Raw genomic sequence first — 18,231 nt, 5'->3', positions numbered from 1 at the left:
GCGCGCGGACCGTCCCCCCCCCGCCCGCCTCCCCGGCGCGCCCCCCGCCCCCACACCGCCCCCCCCCCACCCCCCCCCGCCCCCCCCCCGGGCGCCGGGGGCGGGCCTTCGGTCTGTGCGTGCGGGCGGGGCGGCGCCTACTGGCCGCCGTACTTCTTGCTCATGTTCTCGTAGAGCGCCTCGGCGCCCTCGCCGAGCTGGGGTCCGGCCAGCCAGGTGTTGTCCGTCGGGCCGATCGACGTGTTCGAGACGAGCTTGGTCTTGCCGTCCACCACGCGGAACCAGCCGCCGCCGGAGGAACCGCCGGTCATGGTGCAGCCGATGCGGTACATGGTCGGCATGCTCGTGCTGAGCGAGAGCCGCCCCGGCTGGTCGATGCACTTGAACATCTGCAGCCCGTTGTACGGCGATGCCGCCGGGTAGCCCCAGGCGCCCATCGCGCTGACCTTCTGCGCGGACGGCGAGGAGAAGTCGATGTCGAGCGCGTTGCCGACCGTCTCCTCCAGGGATTTCGAGCCCTGTTCCGGCTGCACGTGCAGCACGGCGTAGTCGTACGGGGCGCCCGCGCCGCCGGTCTCGTCGCCGCCGTCGATCCACTCGTTGGAGGTCGAGGCCCAGTCCGCCCACCACGTGCCGTAGGGGGCGACCTCGGTCGTGGTGGCGTTGCCCAGCTGCGACTCGGACTTGCCCAGGTCGTTGTAGGACGGCACGAAGGCGATGTTGCGGTACCAGCCGCCGCCGCCTCCGGCGTGCACACAGTGGCCCGCCGTCCACACGAGGTTGGACTTGCCCGGGTGGTTCACGTCCGTGACGACCGTCCCGGAGCAGACCATCGTGCCCTCGGGGGAGTCGAAGAACACCTTGCCGACCGGGGCCGCGTTCTCGTGGTACGGCGTCTTCTCGGCCTTGGCCTGCACCGGGTCCGGCTCGGGGTCGCTGACGCCCTGGTCGGCCGCAGCGTCCTTCGCCGAGATCGTCTTGTCCGGGTCCTCGGCGTTCTGCATCCGCTCGGGCTTCCACAGCCCCTTGATCACCGGGTTGACGAAGTCCTTGGCCTCACTGAGCCACTTGTCCTTGTCCCAGTTCTTCCAGCCGCCGTCCTTCCAGTCGTCGACATCGATGCCGTGCTCCTTGAGCTTGCCGGCGATGTCACTGGGTACCTGGACGTCGTCCTGGCCCGAGGAGTCCGGGGAGGCGGTGGCCGAGGCGTCGCCGCTCGCCTTGTCGTCGTCGCCCGAATTGCAGGCCGTGGCGGTGAGCCCCAGAGCCGCGACGAGCGCCGCGGCGGTGAGGAGACGCCTCCGGTGTGAGGAACGCATGGTGCAGAAACCCCCGTTGGAACGTAAATGTGTCATGTGCTTGACAGCCTAAGCGGCCGGTGGGCCGCGGTGTCCGGCGGGCCGGCCGGGCGGGGCCGCCGCTCGCGCGACCCCCACTATGCCCGGAGGGTCGGGGACGAACGGCGGTGGGGCGGTGAAGATTTGGGCCGCCCCGTCCGCCGTGCGTCGTCCGGTTGTCCGGTGACAGCCACCGCGTTTCCCGTGCGACCGGCGGACGGACGGCGCCCGCCGGGCCGTCACTGTCCGGCGAACTTCTTACTGACCGAGTCGTACACGCCCTTGGCCTCCGTGCCCAGGTGCGGACCGGCCAGCCAGCCCGTGGTGACCGGACCGATCGAGGTGTTGGAGACCAGTGCCCGCTTGCCGTCCGAGCCCGTCGCGACCCAGCCGCCGCCGGACGAACCACCGGTCATGGTGCAGCCGATGCGGTACATCGTCGGGTCGGACTCCACGACCGACAGCCGGCCCGGCTTGTCCGTGCACTGGTAGAGCTTCTGGCCGTCGAACGGCGCCGCCGCCGGGTAACCGGTCGCGGTGATGCTCGACACCTTGCCCACGGCGGGCGCGTCGAAGTTCACCGGCAGCGCCGAACCGACCGTCTCCTCCAGCGACTTGCCGTCACTGCCCTTCTCCGGCGTCACATGCAGCACGGCGAAGTCGTACGGCGCTCCGTCACCGCCCGTCGCACCGCCCTGCTCGATCCACTGGTCCGAGGTCTGCGCCCAGTCGCTCCACCAGACGCCGTACGGGGCCACGTCCTCCTTGGTGGCGTTCTCCAGCTCGGCCGCGGACTTGCCTGCGTCGTTGTAGGAGGGCACGAAGGCGATGTTGCGGTACCAGCCGCCGCTCTTGCCCGCGTGCACGCAGTGGCCGGCCGTCCACACCAGGTTGGACTTGCCCGGGTTGGCCGGGTCCTCGACCACGGTCGCCGAGCAGACCATCGTGCCCTCGGGGGCGTCGAAGAGGAGCTTGCCGGCCTCCGGCGCGTTGTCGTGGTAGGCCGTCTGCACGCCCTTCGCGGCCACCGAGGCCGGTGTCGGGTCGGTGACGCCCTGGTCACCGGAGAGGTCGTTCTCGTCGACGCCCTTGTCCTCGTCGGGGTCGTCGGCCTCGCGCATCCGGTCCGGGTCCCACAGCCCCGCGATGATGGGGTTGATGAACTCGTCGGCCTCGCGCAGCCAGTCGTCCCGGTCCCAGTTCTTCCAGGCGCCGTTCTTCCACTTGTCGATGTCGAAGCCGCGCTCTTTGAGCTTGTCCTTGATGTTGTCCGGGATCTGCAGCTTGTCGCCGCCGCTCTGGCTTGCCGACGCGGTCGCCCCGGCGTTCGCGGTGTCCTCGTCCCCGTTGCACGCCGTGACGGTGAGCGCGAGTGCCGCGGTCAGGCCGACGACGACCACGGGGGACGTTCTGCGCCGTGCGCCCCTGCCTCGGCGAACGGCGAAGAGCGGGCGTATGGATGGCATGGTCTGAACTCCCCCTGGACTTAACCCTGGACGTGGCTCTGGACGTGACTCGTGGATGCGTGGCTGGATCCGATGATGATCGTTCCGCATCCCCGAACGGCTCAACAGACTATGCGGTCGCTATGGGTGACGCCCCACGGAACGGCAACGGTTTCGCTACGGCCCGTCTGACCTGGGATTCATCCGCAGATCTGCCCATTTGGCGCCATGTTGTGGCCGATCGGAGGCAGGCGTCGCGGCCGGGGCAAGGATCTCCGGCTCACCCGCTTCCCCGCGCGGGCCCGGTCGTTGGTACGTACGGGGGACCTGGCATCCGCGTTCCGGGGCCCGAAAAGTCGCCTTCGGGCAGCGGGAGGACCTGTGGTCGTGGCCGTGACGGGGTCAGCGGTGGTGCCGAGGGGGCGCGAGCCGGGAAGCGGCCGGCGTGACGGCGGTACCGGCGGAGTGCGTATGGCGCCCGCCGGGGCACCGAGGCACCGGCCGGGGCGCGAATCAGCCTCGCGTCCCTACCCGCGCGCCCTTCCCATCGTGCCCGTGCGGGCCCGCGGGCTGACGATCGAGGGCGCCGACGGACGGCGCTATCTGGACTGCCTCTCCGGCGCCGGGACCCTCGCCCTCGGACACAACCACCCGGTCGTCCTGGAGGCGATCAGGAGAACGCTCGACTCCGGAGCACCTCTTCAGGCCCTGGACCTGGCGACTCCCGTCAGGGACGCCTTCGTCGCCGAGCTGCTGCGCACGCTGCCGCCGGGTCTCGCGGACCGGGCCCGGGTGGAGTTCTGCGGTCCCGCCGCGGCGGACGCGGTGCGGGCCGCCTCCCGGCTGGTGCACGCGGCGACCGGCCGCGCCGGGTTGCTCACCTTCACCGGCGCCTGCCGCGACGGCGCTTCCCGGGAGGCGGAGGCGGCGTACGGGACGACGGCCGGTGCGTTCGGCTCCCGGGGCGCGCGTCCGCCGTACCCGCGGGACCAGCACGGCCCCTCCGGGACCGGCGGAGAGCGCGGTGCCGCGCCCACCGGCGCTGAGCGCGGGGCCGCGCCGGTCTCCCGGTGGGCGGAGCCCTTCCCGGACGACGCCGGGGCCGGTGCGGCGCTCCCCGCCGGGCTGCTCCTCGAACCGGTCCACGACGAGGGCGGTGTGATCCCCGCACCGGACCCCTGGATGCGCCGGATGCGGGAGCTCACCCGGGCCCGGTCCGTCCCCCTCGTCGTGGACGAGGAACAGACGGGTGTCGGCCGCACCGGCACCTTCTGGGGCGTGGAGCCGAGCGGCATCACGCCCGACGCGATGATCCTCTCCAAGGCCGTCGGCGGCAGCCTCCCGCTGTCCGTCCTGGTCCACGACGAAGCCCTCGGCACCGGCCGGACCGGCGAACCCCCCGGCGGCTGCCGCGGGAACCAGCTCGCCATGGCCGCGGGCACCGCGACCCTCGCGTACGTCCGCGAGAACCGGCTCGCCGAGCGGGCCGCCGTGCTGGGCGACCGCCTCCTCGGCCGGCTCCGCCGGCTGGCCGACGACGTCCCCTGCATCGCGGACGTCCGTGGCCGGGGCCTGCTGATCGGCGTCGAACTCGTGCACCCGGAGGCCGCCGACACCGGCCCGCTTCCCACCGCGCCCGGCCTCGCCTCCGCCGTCCAGCGGGAGTGCCTGCGGCGCGGTCTGATCGTCGAACTCGGCGGCCCCGGGGCCAATGTGGTCCGGCTGCTTCCCCCGCTGACGATCACCGACGAGCAGCTGGACGCCGTACTGGACCGGCTGGCCGACGCGGTGACCGCGGTCGCCGGACAGCCGCCGCCGTCCGGCCCCGCGCCGTTGCCGGGGTCGGGCTCCGCGCCGTCGCCGTCGCCGCGGTCTGCTCCGGCGGTGACGCCCGGTCCGCGCAGAGCCCTCGCATAGCAGCCACCAAGGCCTCTCACCTGTACCTCAGGACTTCTTCTCCGCCCCGCCAAGGCCACCCCCGTACCTTCCGGCCCCTCCCCGTACCTGCAAGGAACTCGCGTGACCGCCACCCCCGCATCCGACGGCCGTCCTCACCCCCACGCGCACGGGCCCGGAACCCGTGACGGCCGGACGCCAGCGACGGCGGAGACCCCGCTCGTCCCCCTCACCCCGCTCGCGTCGCTGCGAGGGGCCGAGACTCCGGGACGCCACGGTTCCGGGGGCGACCCCGACCTCCTGGAACACGCCGACCCGTACACCGCGGCCCAGGCGGCGGCCGTCGAGAACCTGCTGCGCTGCTGGGTGCGCGAGACCGGCCTCACCGCCCCCGACGACGGCCTCCTCCGCATCTCCCTGCCCGCCACCGGTACGGCCCTGGCCGTGCCGGTCCGCCACTGGTCCGCCACCGGCTGGCACCGCTTCGGCCGCCCGCACCTCATGACCGCGCCCCAGGGGGCACCTCCCGTGGACGCCGTCACGCTGACGGCGCTGCTGTCCCGGGAGACCCGCCCGCGCGGGGACGCCGCGACCGGCACCGGCGAGGACACCACCGACATCGGCACCGGGCCGGAGGTAGGCCCCGGCACGAGCGACGGCACCGAGCTGCTCGCCCGCGTCGCCGACTCGGTCCGGCACGTCGCCGTCTTCGTCCGCGAGCGCCGCAGGCACCCCGAGGACACCCCCGACCTCTTCCTCGCGGCCGAGCAGGCGCTGCTCCTCGGACACCCGCTGCACCCGACGCCCAAGAGCCGCGAGGGCCTGTCGGAGGCCGAGGCCCGCAGATACGCGCCCGAGCTGCGCGGCTCCTTCCCCGTGCACTGGACGGCGGTCGCGCCCTCGGTGCTCGCGACCGACTCGGCCTGGACCGAGCGCGGCCGGCCGGTGACCGCCGAGCTGCTGACCGGGCGGCTCGCCGGCCCCGGGCTGCCGCTGCCCGACGGTTACGCGGCCCTGCCGACGCACCCCTGGCAGGCCCACGAGGTCCGGCACCGCCCGGAGACCGCCGCCCTGTTCGAGCAAGGGCTGCTCCGGGACCTCGGCCCGCACGGCTCCCCGTGGTTCCCCACCTCCTCGGTACGCACCCTCTACCGCTCCGGCGCCCCCGCCATGCTCAAGCTGTCGCTGGGCCTGCGCATCACCAACTCCCGCCGGGAGAACCTCCGCAAGGAACTGCACCGCGGAGTCGAGGTCCACCGCCTGCTGCGCTCGGGACTGTCCCGGCAGTGGAAGGCCCACCACCCCGGCTTCGACGTCGTACGCGATCCGGCCTGGCTGGCGGTCACCGGCCCGGACGGCGCCCCCGTACCGGGTCTCGACGTGATGATCCGGCACAACCCGTTCGGCCCGGCGGACGACGTCTCCTGCGTCGCCGGATTCGTCTCGCCCCGGCCCCGTACACCCGGCCGCCCCGCCATGGACTCCCGCCTCGCCGAGGTCGTCACGCGTCTGGCCCACCGCACCGGCCGCTCCCCGGGCGCCGTGGCCGCCGAGTGGTTCCTGCGCTATCTGGAACAGGTCGTGCGCCCCGTGCTGTGGCTGGACGGCGAGGCCGGGATCGCCCTGGAGGCGCACCAGCAGAACACCCTGCTCCTGCTGGATTCCGACGGCTGGCCCCGGGGCGGCCGTTACCGCGACAACCAGGGCTACTACTTCCGGGCGTCCCGCCGCGCGGAGCTGGACGCCCGGCTGCCCGGCCTCGGCGAACACAGCGACACCTTCGTCGCCGACGACGTCACCGACGAGCGGTTCGCCTACTACCTCGCCGTCAACAACGTGTTCGGTCTCATCGGCGCGTTCGGCTCCCAGCGCCTCGCCGACGAACGCCTGCTGCTCGCCGCCTTCCGCCGCTTCCTGGCCGGCGCGGCCGCTGGCCGGGACCGGCTGCGCACCACCCTGCCGGCCCTGCTGCTCGACTCACCCGTACTGCGCTGCAAGGCCAACATGCTGACCCGGCTGGACGGCCTCGACGAACTCGTCGGCCCGGTCGACACCCAGTCCGTCTACGTCACCGTCGCCAACCCCCTCCGTTCCTGACCCCCTCCACAGCCGAGGGGTCCGACCGTCCGCCTCCTGAGAGGAGCGTCGCCGTGGCCTCCCCCGACGCGCGTACCGGCACTGACGCCGACACCGACCTGCAGGACACACTGGATCTGCGCCTGCCCGACGACTTCCGCGCGCTCTTCGCGGAGGACACCGGGGAACGCACGGAGGACGTGGGCGGGGGCGACGTCCCGCGCGCGGGGGAGGCGGATACCGGGGAGGCGGGTGCCAGGGAGGCGGACCTCTCCCCGCCGGGGGCCGACGACCTGCTCGACGACCTGCTCGACCGCGTGGGCGACTGGGGGCCCGTGGACACCCCCGCGGGCACCTTCCAGCTCGTCCGGGTACGACCGCGGCGCGACCTTCCGCTGCTCACCCGGTGGATGAACGACCCCGCCGTCGCCGCCTTCTGGGAGCTGGCAGGACCCGAGTCGGTGACCGCGGGCCACCTGTGCGCCCAGCTCACCGGGGACGGCCGCAGCGTGCCCTGCCTGGGCGTGCTGGACGGCGTCCCGATGAGCTACTGGGAGGTCTACCGCGCCGACCTCGACGCGCTGGCCCGCCACTACCCCGCCCGCCCGCACGACACCGGCGTCCACCTCCTCGTCGGCGGTGTCGCCGACCGCGGGCGGGGGATCGGCACCATGCTGCTCAGGGCCGTCGCCGACCTCGTGCTCGACAGACGGCCCGCGTGCGCACGCGTCGTCGCGGAACCGGATCTGCGCAACACCCCGTCCGTCGCCGCCTTCCTGAGCGCCGGCTTCCGGTTCGCCGCCGAGGTCGACGTGCCCGGCAAACGAGCCGCGCTCATGGTCAGGGACCGGAGCCTGCGCGATGTGCTGTAGCGCTGCCGCTGCCGCTGCCGCTGCCGCTGCTGCTGCTGCCGCCGCCGCTTCCGGGCTCCGGGGAGCCCTTGCTTTCCACGCCCAGGGCGTCCGGCCCCGAGCAGCCGTCTTGATCGCGCCCACCGCGCCCATGGCTCCCGTCATGTCCACCGCGTCCGCCGCCGCGCGGGCCCGCTTGTCAGTCCCGCACCGTAGGGTGGTCGCGCTATGACGAAGCCCTCACTCCCCGAACTCCTGCATGCTGCCGTCACCGCCGTCGGCGGCACGGAGCGCCCCGGCCAGGTGACCATGGCCGAAGCCGTCGCGGAGGCGATCGACGACGGCTCCCATCTGCTGGTCCAGGCCGGCACCGGCACCGGTAAGTCGCTGGGCTACCTGGTGCCCGCGCTCGCGCACGGGGAGCGGGTGGTCGTGGCGACGGCCACCCTCGCGTTGCAGCGGCAGCTCGTCGAGCGGGATCTGCCGCGGACCGTCGACGCCCTGCATCCACAGCTCCGCCGCCGCCCCCAGTTCGCGATGCTCAAGGGCCGGTCGAACTACCTGTGCCTGCACCGCCTGCACGAGGGCATGCCGCAGGACGAGGAGGAGGGGCTCTTCGACCAGTTCGAGGCCGCCGCCCCCACCAGCAAGCTCGGCCAGGACCTGCTGCGCCTGCGCGACTGGGCGGACGAGACGGAGACCGGGGACCGCGACGGCCTGACCCCCGGCGTGTCCGACCGGGCCTGGGCGCAGATCTCCGTGTCGTCCCGTGAGTGCCTGGGCGCCTCGAAGTGCGCGTACGGCGCCGAGTGCTTCGCCGAGTCGGCCCGGGAGCGCGCCAAGCTCGCGGACGTCGTCGTCACCAACCACGCGCTGCTCGCGATCGACGCCATCGAGGGCGCGCCGGTCCTGCCGCAGCACGAGGTCCTGATCGTGGACGAGGCGCACGAACTGGTCTCGCGGGTCACCGGTGTCGCGACCGGCGAGCTCACCCCGGGCCAGGTCAACCGAGCGGTCCGCCGCGCGGCGAAGCTCGTCAACGAGAAGGCCGCCGACCAGCTCCAGACCGCCGCCGAGGGCTTCGAGCGGCTGATGGAGCTGGCCCTGCCCGGCCGCCTCGAAGAGATCCCGGAGGACCTGGGGTACGCGCTGATGGCGCTGCGCGACGCCGCCCGTACGGTCATCTCGGCGATCGGGGCGACGCGCGACAAGTCCGTCCAGGACGAGGACGTGGTGCGCAAGCAGGCGCTCGCGTCGGTCGAGTCGGTGCACGACGTGGCGGAGCGGATCACCAACGGCTCCGAGTGGGACGTCGTCTGGTACGAGCGGCACGACCGGTTCGGCGCCTCGCTGCGGGTGGCGCCCATGTCCGTGTCGGGTCTGCTCAGGGAGAAGCTGTTCGCGGACCGTTCCGTCGTGCTCACCTCGGCGACGCTGAAGCTGGGCGGCGATTTCAACGGCGTCGGGGCCTCCCTGGGCCTCGCCCCCGAGGGCACGGAGGGGGAGGACCTGCCGCAGTGGAAGGGCGTCGACGTCGGCTCGCCCTTCGATTACCCGAAGCAGGGGATCCTCTACGTCGCCCGGCATCTGTCGCGTCCGGCGCGCGACGGCGACCGCGCGGACATGCTGGACGAGCTCACCGAGCTGATCCAGGCGGCCGGCGGCCGGACCCTCGGCCTCTTCTCCTCGATGCGCGCCGCCCAGCTCGCGGCCGAGGAACTGCGCTCACGTATCCCCGAGTACCCGATCCTGCTCCAGGGCGAGGAGACGCTCGGCGAGCTGATCAAGAACTTCGCGGCCGACCCGAAGACCTGTCTGTTCGGCACGCTCTCCCTCTGGCAGGGCGTCGACGTCCCGGGCCCGAGCTGCCAGCTCGTCGTGATGGACAAGATCCCCTTCCCGCGACCGGACGACCCGCTGATGAGCGCCCGCCAGAAGGCGGTGGAGGACGCGGGGGGCAACGGCTTCATGGCCGTCGCCGCCACCCACGCGGCCCTGCTGATGGCCCAGGGCGCCGGCCGCCTCGTACGGGCTTCGGGGGACCGGGGTGTGGTCGCCGTGCTGGACCAGCGGCTGGCGACGGCGCGCTACGGAAGCTACCTCAAGGCGTCCCTGCCCGACTTCTGGTACACGACGGACCGCAACCAGGTGCGCCGGTCGCTGGCCGCGATCGACGAGGCGGCACGCAAGACGGAGGACGCGTAGCCGTCCCCCCGTCGCGGGCTCCGTCCCTGTCGCGGGTTTTGTCGGCAGGGACGAGCACGGACAGCACAGGGCCCCGGAACCGGCGCAGGTGGTCCCGGGGCCCGATCAGGGGCGGACGACGCGGCACCGCGTCTGTCCGCCGCGGGTCGTCACACTCGCCGCAGCACCGCCACGACCTTGCCCAGGATGGTCGCTTCGTCGCCGGGGATCGGCTGGTAGGCGGAGTTGTGCGGGAGCAGCCAGACGTGGCCGTCCTCGCGCTTGAAGCGCTTGACCGTGGCCTCGCCGTCGAGCATGGCGGCGACGATGTCGCCGTTCTCCGCGACCGGCTGGCGGCGGACCGTCACCCAGTCCCCGTCGCAGATCGCGGCCTCGATCATGGAATCGCCGACCACCTTGAGCACGAAGAGCTCACCGTCACCGACGAGCTGCCGGGGGAGAGGGAAGACGTCCTCGACCGACTCCTCGGCGAGGATGGGGCCACCGGCGGCGATCCGCCCGACGAGCGGCACGTACGACGCGGCCGGCTTGCCCGCGGTGTCCGTGGGCTGCACGGCGGACTGGTCGGAACCGCGGACCTCGTACGCGCGGGGGCGGTGCGGGTCGCGGCGCAGGAAGCCCTTGCGCTCCAGTGCCATGAGCTGGTGGGCGACCGAGGAGGTGCTGGAGAGGCCGACCGCCTGGCCGATCTCGCGCATCGACGGTGGGTAGCCGCGCCGCTGCACGGAGTCCCTGATGACCTCGATCACCCGGCGCTGGCGGTCCGTGAGCCCCGAGCTGTCCGCCCGGATGCCTGGGGGACGGCCCGGCAGGGAGCGCTTGGGTTCATGGCTCATGGTCTCGTTCATCGCGTGCACCGGCTCGAGTCGGCCCTGCGAGCGGTCCTGGGCAGTGATGGTGGCACTGTCTGCGGTGGTGGTCACGTCGGCCCCTCTCGATGGTCTCCCTGCTGGACAACGGTAGTTGCTTTCGAAAGGTTGCGCCAAACACACGTTCGAGTGAAAAACCGCGGATTAACTGACGCGATCACGGACACAGGTGTATAGCCCAGGCCGTGGCCGACGGACAAAAAGGCTGATTGCTGTACTCTTCACCGCCGGGGCGGAGGCCGTTTCACCGCCGGGGCGGAAGCTGTTCCACCGCCGGAGCGGAAGCCGTCGGCCGCCTTCGCCGAGGTCGCGCCGAGTGCCGCGGGACCGCCGCCGAGTCTGCCATCAGGTGCCCGGCCGGCCCGTGACCGGCCCCCTTCCGGTGCGGCGCCCACCGTATCCCCGCGCGCCTCCCCGCGGTACGCCGCGCGCCGTGGACCGTTTCGTGCACGACACGCGGGCTAGATGTGGATTTCCGTGGCCAGCACCACATGTAGTGGTTGGATTGCAGAAGCGGCCCAGAAGTTGTGGTCCCCCGGTCTTTCGGACTCCAGCGCATCGCCTATGCTTAGGGCTGCTTCGAGGGGCCCAAGGGGCTCTTGAGGCCTATGAGTCGTGCTGTGAAGGAGGGTTGGAGCCATGCACTGCCCCTTCTGCAGGCACCCCGACAGCCGCGTCGTCGACAGCCGTACGACGGACGACGGCACGTCGATCCGCAGGCGCCGCCAGTGTCCCGACTGCTCCCGTCGTTTCACGACCGTGGAGACGTGCTCGCTGATGGTGGTCAAGCGGTCCGGCGTGACCGAGCCCTTCAGCCGCACCAAGGTCATCAACGGCGTGCGCAAGGCGTGCCAGGGGCGGCCGGTCACCGAGGACGCGCTCGCGCAGCTCGGCCAGCGGGTCGAGGAGGCGGTGCGCGCCACCGGCAGCGCCGAGCTGACCACGCACGACGTGGGGCTGGCCATACTCGGCCCGTTGCAGGAGCTCGACCTCGTCGCCTACTTGCGGTTCGCGTCCGTCTACCGGGCGTTCGACTCGCTCGAGGATTTCGAGGCCGCCATCGCGGAACTCAGGGAAGACACGCAGCGCCCTGCCGTGGACGAAGAAGACGCGGACGCGGAGCGTCCGGCGGGTGATCGCGGATCCGGAGGGACGGTCCAGGTCCCCGAACCCGCCACCGCCGCCGACTGACCGGCGGGCCGGGCCCGGACGGAGCGTCCGGCCCCGGTCGGCGGCGACCGAAGACCTGCTGCGAGCGACCGCGCACGCGGAGCGCGCAGTACAAGACACACACCGTGCCACGGGAAGAACGAGGCACTTCAGGGCGTTTTAGCCCGATACAGGGAGGCGGCATGACAGAGACGGCGAGCGGTCCGGCACGAGGTTCCCGCACGAAGGGCACCAAGGCCAGCAAGGGACTGCGCATCGAGCGGATCCACACGACCCCCGGGGTGCACCCGTACGACGAGGTCGAGTGGGCGAGCCGTGACGTCGTCATGACCAACTGGCGCGACGGCTCGGTCAATTTCGAGCAGCGTGGCGTCGAGTTCCCCGAGTTCTGGTCGGTGAACGCGGTCAATATCGTCACCAGCAAGTACTTCCGCGGCGCGGTGGGTACTCCGCAGCGAGAGGTGAGCCTCAAGCAGCTCATCGACCGCATCGTGAAGACGTACCGGAAGGCCGGTGAGGACTACAAGTACTTCGCCTCGCCCGCCGACGCCGAGATCTTCGAGCACGAGCTGGCGTACGCCCTCCTGCACCAGATCTTCAGCTTCAACAGCCCCGTGTGGTTCAACGTGGGCACTCCGCAGCCCCAGCAGGTCTCCGCCTGCTTCATCCTGTCCGTCGACGACTCCATGGAGTCGATCCTCGACTGGTACAAGGAAGAGGGCATGATCTTCAAGGGCGGCTCCGGCGCCGGCCTGAACCTGTCCCGCATCCGCTCCTCCAAGGAGCTCCTCTCCTCGGGCGGTAACGCCTCGGGTCCCGTCTCCTTCATGCGCGGTGCCGACGCCTCCGCCGGGACGATCAAGTCGGGCGGCGCCACGCGGCGCGCGGCCAAGATGGTCATCCTGGACGTCGACCACCCCGACATCGAGGGCTTCATCGAGACCAAGGTCAAGGAGGAGGAGAAGATCCGCGCCCTGCGTGACGCGGGCTTCGACATGGACCTGGGCGGCGACGACATCACGTCCGTCCAGTACCAGAACGCCAACAACTCGGTCCGCGTCAACGACACCTTCATGAAGGCGGTCGAGGCGGGCGGCAAGTTCGGCCTCACCTCCCGGATGACCGGCGAGGTCATCGAGGAGGTCGACGCCAAGGCGCTCTTCCGCAAGATGGCCGAGGCGGCCTGGGCCTGCGCCGACCCGGGCATCCAGTACGACGACACCATCAACCACTGGCACACGTGCCCGGAGTCCGGCCGGATCAACGGCTCGAACCCGTGCAGCGAGTACATGCACCTGGACAACACGTCCTGCAACCTCGCCTCGCTGAACCTGATGAAGTTCCTCAAGGACGACGGCAAGGGTCGCCAGTCCTTCGACGTCGAGCGCTTCTCCAAGGTCGTCGAGCTGGTCATCACCGCGATGGACATCTCCATCTGCTTCGCGGACTTCCCGACCCAGAAGATCGGCGAGAACACCCGCGCCTTCCGCCAGCTCGGCATCGGCTACGCCAACCTCGGCGCCCTGCTGATGGCGACCGGCCACGCCTACGACTCGGACGGCGGCCGCGCCCTCGCCGGTGCCATCACCTCGCTGATGACCGGCACCTCGTACAAGCGTTCCGCCGAGCTCGCCGCGGTCGTCGGCCCGTACGACGGTTACGCCCTCAACGCGCAGCCGCACCTGCGGGTCATGAAGCAGCACGCCGACGCCAACACCACGGCCGTCCGCATGGACGACCTGGACACGCCGATCTGGGCCGCCGCCACGGAGGCCTGGCAGGACGTGGTCCGGCTCGGCGAGAAGAACGGATTCCGCAACGCGCAGGCGTCCGTCATCGCCCCGACCGGCACCATCGGTCTCGCGATGTCCTGCGACACCACCGGCCTGGAGCCCGACCTCGCGCTGGTCAAGTTCAAGAAGCTGGTCGGCGGCGGCTCGATGCAGATCGTGAACGGCACCGTCCCGCAGGCCCTGCGCCGCCTGGGCTACCAGGAGGAGCAGATCGAGGCGATCGTCGCCCACATCGCCGAGCACGGCAACGTGGTCGACGCGCCGGCCCTCAAGCAGGAGCACTACGAGGTGTTCGACTGCGCGATGGGCGAGCGCTCCATCTCCGCGATGGGCCACGTCCGCATGATGGCCGCGATCCAGCCCTGGATCTCCGGTGCGCTCTCCAAGACGGTCAACATGCCGGAGTCGGCGACCGTCGAAGAGGTCGAGGAGATCTACTTCGAGGCGTGGAAGATGGGCGTCAAGGCGCTCGCGATCTACCGCGACAACTGCAAGGTCGGCCAGCCCCTCTCCGCCAAGACCAAGGAGAAGGAGAAGTCCGCGACCGACGCCGTCACGGCCAAGGCCGAGGCGACCATCCGCGAGACGGTCGAGAAGGTCGTCGAGTACCGTCCCGTCCGCAAGCGGCTGCCCAAGGGGCGTCCCGGCATCACCACCTCCTTCACGGTGGGCGGCGCCGAGGGCTACATGACCGCCAACTCCTACCCGGACGACGGTCTCGGCGAGGTCTTCCTGAAGATGTCGAAGCAGGGCTCCACCCTCGCGGGCATGATGGACGCCTTCTCCATCGCCGTCTCGGTCGGCCTCCAGTACGGCGTGCCCCTGGAGACGTACGTCTCGAAGTTCACCAACATGCGCTTCGAGCCGGCCGGTATGACGGACGACCCGGACGTGCGGATGGCGCAGTCGATCGTCGACTACATCTTCCGCCGCCTGGCGCTGGACTTCCTGCCCTTCGAGACCCGCTCGGCGCTCGGCATCCACTCCGCCGAGGAGCGTCAGCGCCACCTGGAGACCGGTTCGTACGAGCCGTCCATGGACGATGCCGAGCTCGACGCCGAGGGTCTGGCCCAGTCCGCGCCCCTCGCGCAGGAGCTGAAGGCCGTGGCCACGCCGAAGGCCGAGGCCGAGGCGGCCAAGCCCGCCCCGAAGCAGGCGCACACCAGCGCCGAACTGGTGGAGATGCAGCTCGGCATCCAGGCGGACGCCCCGCTCTGCTTCTCCTGCGGCACGAAGATGCAGCGGGCCGGTTCCTGCTACATCTGCGAGGGCTGCGGCTCGACGAGCGGCTGCAGCTGATCCGCTGACTCGCTGATCTGAAGCCCTGGAGGGCGGTACGGCCACCGGCCGTACCGCCCTCCAGGTGTGTGCCGCGCTCCCGCGTCAGGAGCCCTGGCGGCTGCCCATGATGCCGGTGAAATCGTCCAGGTCCGTGTCGAATCCGCGGATGCCCGGGTGGTACGTCCACTGTCCGGTGTCGTCGCGCTCGAACTCCGCGACGGTCGCCGCCGTGGCTCCCAGGACCCCGCTGAAGTCGTCCTCGGCCAGCACGGTGTAGCCCTCGCGCATCCGCAGTCCGGGGTTGCGGACGCTGACGAACGCCCGGTGGCCGGAGCGCTGCTGGATCACCACACCGGCCACCACGCGCGCGTAGCGGTTGTGCAGCCGGTCCAGCTCCAGCGTCATGACCTCGTCCCAGCCGAAGCCCTTGCCGTCCTTGCTGTCCCGGTTGAGATAGATCGTGCCGTCGGGGGAGCGGCTGCCGAAGTGCACCACATAGGCGGGCGCACCATAAGGATCGGCCGACTCATAGGTGGCGGCAACGATGTCGAGATCGGTGTCCGGCTCCCCGGGAGGGCTCGGATCCCACTTCACCGACAACTCGACCTTACGGATGCCCTTGTTGAGGCCGTTCACCAGATCTCCCCTCCCCGTTGTCCATTGCCTTCTGCCCCAACTGAGCTTCGTTCAAGGCAGATTGCCCATCGTGTCATGTACCCGGGGGCGCACGCGCGGGTGTACTCCACCGGAGCGTGACCGGCGCCACGCTCCGTGGCCTTACGATGGCGCGGTGCTGGTCAAGTGGATTCGCTGCACCGTGGTGGACCGTCGTGGTTTCGAACGGGGGCAGCGGAAGTGGGCGGGGCTTCCGGGGGAACCGGGCTTCCGGGGGCAGGGCGGCGGCTGGGGAAGAAGCCGCCCCGGAGTCGCGCATGTCTTCACGTTCTGGGAGAGCCGCGCGTTCTACGACTCCTTCATGGCCCGCGCCCACGACCGGCTCGCCGCCGCCCAGTCGGGCACCTTCAAGGACGCCCAGGCCAAACTGTTCGATCACCGGTTCGATGTGAAGACCGGTTTCGAGCCGCGCTTCACCGACGCCGACCTCGTACGGGTGGCGCATTGTCGCGTCCGGGAGGAGCGCGCCGAGCACTTCGCGCTGATGCAGGAGAAGGTGTGGAACCCGGCGATGGCGGGCTCCCCGGGGATGGTCCGCGGCCTCTTCGGCGAGGCCCCGGGCAACGAGTTCCTGATCCTGTCCATGTGGCAGTCGGCCGCCGAACACGGAAAGTACCGGGCCGAGCGGGTGGAACGGCTCGCCCTGCGCGCCCAGACCGAGGCGGACGTCGCCGCCCTGGCCGGCGACATAGTCGAGCTGGAACCTTCCTGGACGGTCTGAGGGCACCCCGGGTTCCGCACGGTGGTGGCCCCTGGTGCCGATTTTGTGTGATCTACGCCGTATGGAGCCCGCGCGAGTGCTCGTTCGGGCGTCACCCGATCTAGGGTTTTGGCATGGCACGACCACGGCGCATCGTACTGGTCCGGCACGGCGAGTCCGTGGGCAATGCCGATGACACCGTGTACGAGCGCGAGCCCGACCATGCCCTGGCGCTCACCGAGACCGGCTGGCGGCAGGCCGAGGAGACGGGCAAGCAGCTGCGGGAGGTCTTCGGCCGGGAGCGCGTAAGCGTTTACGTCTCTCCCTACCGCCGTACGCACGAAACGCTCCGGGCCTTCCATCTCGACCCCGACCGGGTCCGCGTCCGGGAGGAGCCGCGCCTGCGCGAGCAGGACTGGGGCAACTGGCAGGACCACGACGACGTACGGTTGCAGAAGGCCTACCGCGACGCCTACGGGCACTTCTTCTACCGCTTCGCCCAGGGCGAATCGGGTGCCGACGTGTACGACCGGGTGGGCGCCTTCCTGGAGAGCCTCTACCGCAGTTTCGAGGCCCCGGACCATCCGCCGAACGTCCTGCTGGTCACGCACGGGCTGACCATGCGGCTGTTCTGCATGCGCTGGTTCCACTGGTCGGTCGCGGACTTCGAATCCCTGTCGAACCCGGGGAACGGCGAGACGCGCATGCTCGTTCGGCAGGACAACGGCAAGTACATCCTCGACCGGCCCTTCGAACGCTGGCGTGATCCCGAACCGTACGGAGTCACCGGATAAAGTGCAGGGCGATGACCGCTGACTCCTCTCACCCCGAGCGCCTGGACCGCGCGCTCGCGAGCCTGCGCGGGCTGGCGGTGGGCGACGCACTCGGTTCGCAGTTCTTCGTGCCCGCGAGCTACCCCCTGCTCCAGCGGCGTGAGCTGCCGCCCGGCCCCTGGCGGTGGACCGACGACACCGAGATGGCCTCTTCCGTGGTGGCCGTCCTGGCCGCGCGCCGCCGCATCGACCAGGACGATCTGGCCCGCTCCTTCGCCGAGCACCACGACGCGGGCCGGGGCTACGGCCGCGCGGTCGACCGGCTGCTGCGGCAGATCGGGGAGGGCGGCGACTGGCGCGAGCTGGCGTCCGCCCTCTTCCAGGGACAGGGCTCCTGGGGGAACGGCGCCGCGATGCGGATCGCCCCCTTGGGTGCCTGGTACGCGGACGACCCCGAGCAGGCCACCCACCAGGCGGAGATCTCCGCGTACACCACGCACCAGCACCGCGAGGCCGTCGTCGGCACCATGGCCGTCGCCGCGGCCGCCGCCCTGGCGGCCGATCCGGCCGGCCCGCCCGGCGCGGAGGCGCTGCTCGACGGCGTCATCGCCCTCGTCCCGCGCAGCGCCGTCGGCGCGGGCCTGCGCCGCGCCCGCGACATGCTCGACTACGCCGACACCGCGACGGTGGCGGCCGTACTGGGCTGCGGCCGGCGCACCTCGGCGCACGACACGGTGCCGTTCGCGCTGTGGTCGGCGGCCCGTTCTCTCGGCGACTACGAGAAGGCGTTCTGGGCGACCGCCCGGGCGGGCGGCGACATCGACACGACCTGCGCGATCGTGGGCGGCGTGATCGCCGCGGGCAAGGCCGGAGCGCCGCCCGCCGCCTGGGACGAGCGGACGGAACGGCTGCCGGAGTGGGTGCGGGACGCGGCTTAGCGCCGCTCCGGCCGGGCTCAGAGCCGCTCCGGCCGGGGTTGGAGCCACTCCGGCCGCCACTCCGACCTCTTCTTTCGCGACTCCGGCCTCTTCTGTCACAGGCTTGTCACAGGGTGATCGCCCTGTTCGGGGATGCGTCGGCGCTGTATAGCCTTGCCGCCACGCCGCCTGTTGATCATGCCGGGCGAGCGCCGACGAGACACCGGTCACCAGCCTTTCCGC

At 71.4% G+C, this 18,231-nt stretch carries 13 protein-coding genes; 9 read left to right on the top strand and 4 right to left on the bottom strand.

From position 1 onward, the window contains the following. Nucleotides 1-137 precede the first annotated feature (137 nt). Together ACFV6E_RS32525 and ACFV6E_RS32520 are read right to left on the bottom strand one after the other, a co-directional pair. Nucleotides 138-1,319, bottom strand: coding sequence for a trypsin-like serine peptidase (locus tag ACFV6E_RS32525; RefSeq protein WP_385466522.1), 1,182 nt, complete (start codon nt 1,317-1,319; stop codon nt 138-140). 257 nt (nt 1,320-1,576) lie between these two features. Continuing rightward, complete coding sequence (locus ACFV6E_RS32520) at nt 1,577-2,803, bottom strand: trypsin-like serine peptidase (protein ID WP_385466519.1); 1,227 nt, start codon at nt 2,801-2,803, stop codon at nt 1,577-1,579. Between the two features lie 366 nt (nt 2,804-3,169). On the opposite strand from ACFV6E_RS32520, the gene ACFV6E_RS32515 reads away from it, so the two are divergent. From ACFV6E_RS32515 to ACFV6E_RS32500, 4 genes are all read left to right on the top strand, one after another. Then, entirely contained in the window at nt 3,170-4,699 is a 1,530-nt protein-coding gene (locus ACFV6E_RS32515; protein WP_385466517.1) for an aminotransferase class III-fold pyridoxal phosphate-dependent enzyme, read from the top strand. Nucleotides 4,700-4,801: 102 nt separating this feature from the next. Next, nucleotides 4,802-6,775, top strand: coding sequence for an IucA/IucC family protein (locus tag ACFV6E_RS32510; RefSeq protein WP_385466514.1), 1,974 nt, complete (start codon nt 4,802-4,804; stop codon nt 6,773-6,775). Nucleotides 6,776-6,828: 53 nt separating this feature from the next. Continuing rightward, on the top strand, nt 6,829-7,626 hold the full coding sequence (locus tag ACFV6E_RS32505; RefSeq protein ID WP_385159636.1) for a GNAT family N-acetyltransferase: 798 nt from the start codon (nt 6,829-6,831) through the stop codon (nt 7,624-7,626). A gap of 207 nt (nt 7,627-7,833) precedes the next feature. Then, on the top strand, nt 7,834-9,810 hold the full coding sequence (locus ACFV6E_RS32500) for an ATP-dependent DNA helicase (RefSeq protein ID WP_385159638.1): 1,977 nt from the start codon (nt 7,834-7,836) through the stop codon (nt 9,808-9,810). 149 nt (nt 9,811-9,959) lie between these two features. Here the strand turns inward: ACFV6E_RS32500 and lexA are convergent, their stop codons facing one another. Next, nucleotides 9,960-10,733 carry a transcriptional repressor LexA gene (lexA, locus tag ACFV6E_RS32495; protein ID WP_385159640.1) on the bottom strand — a complete coding sequence of 258 codons (774 nt, stop codon included), beginning with the start codon at nt 10,731-10,733 and terminating at the stop codon, nt 9,960-9,962. Nucleotides 10,734-11,318: 585 nt separating this feature from the next. On the opposite strand from lexA, the gene nrdR reads away from it, so the two are divergent. Both nrdR and ACFV6E_RS32485 read left to right on the top strand, forming a co-directional pair. After that, nucleotides 11,319-11,870: a transcriptional regulator NrdR gene (gene nrdR, locus ACFV6E_RS32490; RefSeq protein WP_385466511.1), complete on the top strand. Its 552-nt coding sequence runs from the start codon at nt 11,319-11,321 to the stop codon at nt 11,868-11,870. A 161-nt stretch (nt 11,871-12,031) separates the two neighbouring features. Continuing rightward, nucleotides 12,032-14,941 (top strand): vitamin B12-dependent ribonucleotide reductase, encoded by a 2,910-nt coding sequence (locus tag ACFV6E_RS32485; protein WP_385466509.1) that lies wholly within the window; start codon nt 12,032-12,034, stop codon nt 14,939-14,941. Between the two features lie 84 nt (nt 14,942-15,025). Here ACFV6E_RS32485 and ACFV6E_RS32480 read toward each other — a convergent pair whose 3' ends face one another. After that, a complete protein-coding gene (locus ACFV6E_RS32480; protein ID WP_385159646.1) occupies nt 15,026-15,559 on the bottom strand; it encodes a TerD family protein in 534 nt (177 codons plus the stop codon). A gap of 154 nt (nt 15,560-15,713) precedes the next feature. Here ACFV6E_RS32480 and ACFV6E_RS32475 point away from each other — a divergent pair, with 154 nt between their 5' ends. From ACFV6E_RS32475 to ACFV6E_RS32465, 3 genes are all read left to right on the top strand, one after another. Then, nucleotides 15,714-16,319 (top strand): DUF4937 domain-containing protein, encoded by a 606-nt coding sequence (locus tag ACFV6E_RS32475; RefSeq protein ID WP_385159648.1) that lies wholly within the window; start codon nt 15,714-15,716, stop codon nt 16,317-16,319. A gap of 113 nt (nt 16,320-16,432) precedes the next feature. Then, the gene (locus ACFV6E_RS32470) at nt 16,433-17,092 is read left to right on the top strand and encodes a histidine phosphatase family protein (protein WP_385466506.1); all 660 of its coding nucleotides are present in this window, start codon (nt 16,433-16,435) and stop codon (nt 17,090-17,092) included. 11 nt (nt 17,093-17,103) lie between these two features. Then, entirely contained in the window at nt 17,104-18,009 is a 906-nt protein-coding gene (locus ACFV6E_RS32465) for an ADP-ribosylglycohydrolase family protein (RefSeq protein ID WP_385466504.1), read from the top strand. Nucleotides 18,010-18,231: the final 222 nt, after the last annotated feature.

The sequence above is a fragment of the Streptomyces sp. NPDC059785 genome (genome assembly GCF_042732375.1).
Lineage (GTDB): Bacteria > Actinomycetota > Actinomycetes > Streptomycetales > Streptomycetaceae > Streptomyces.
The sequence above is the reverse complement of the archived record's forward strand: the minus strand, read 5'-3'. Positions and strand labels throughout refer to the sequence as shown.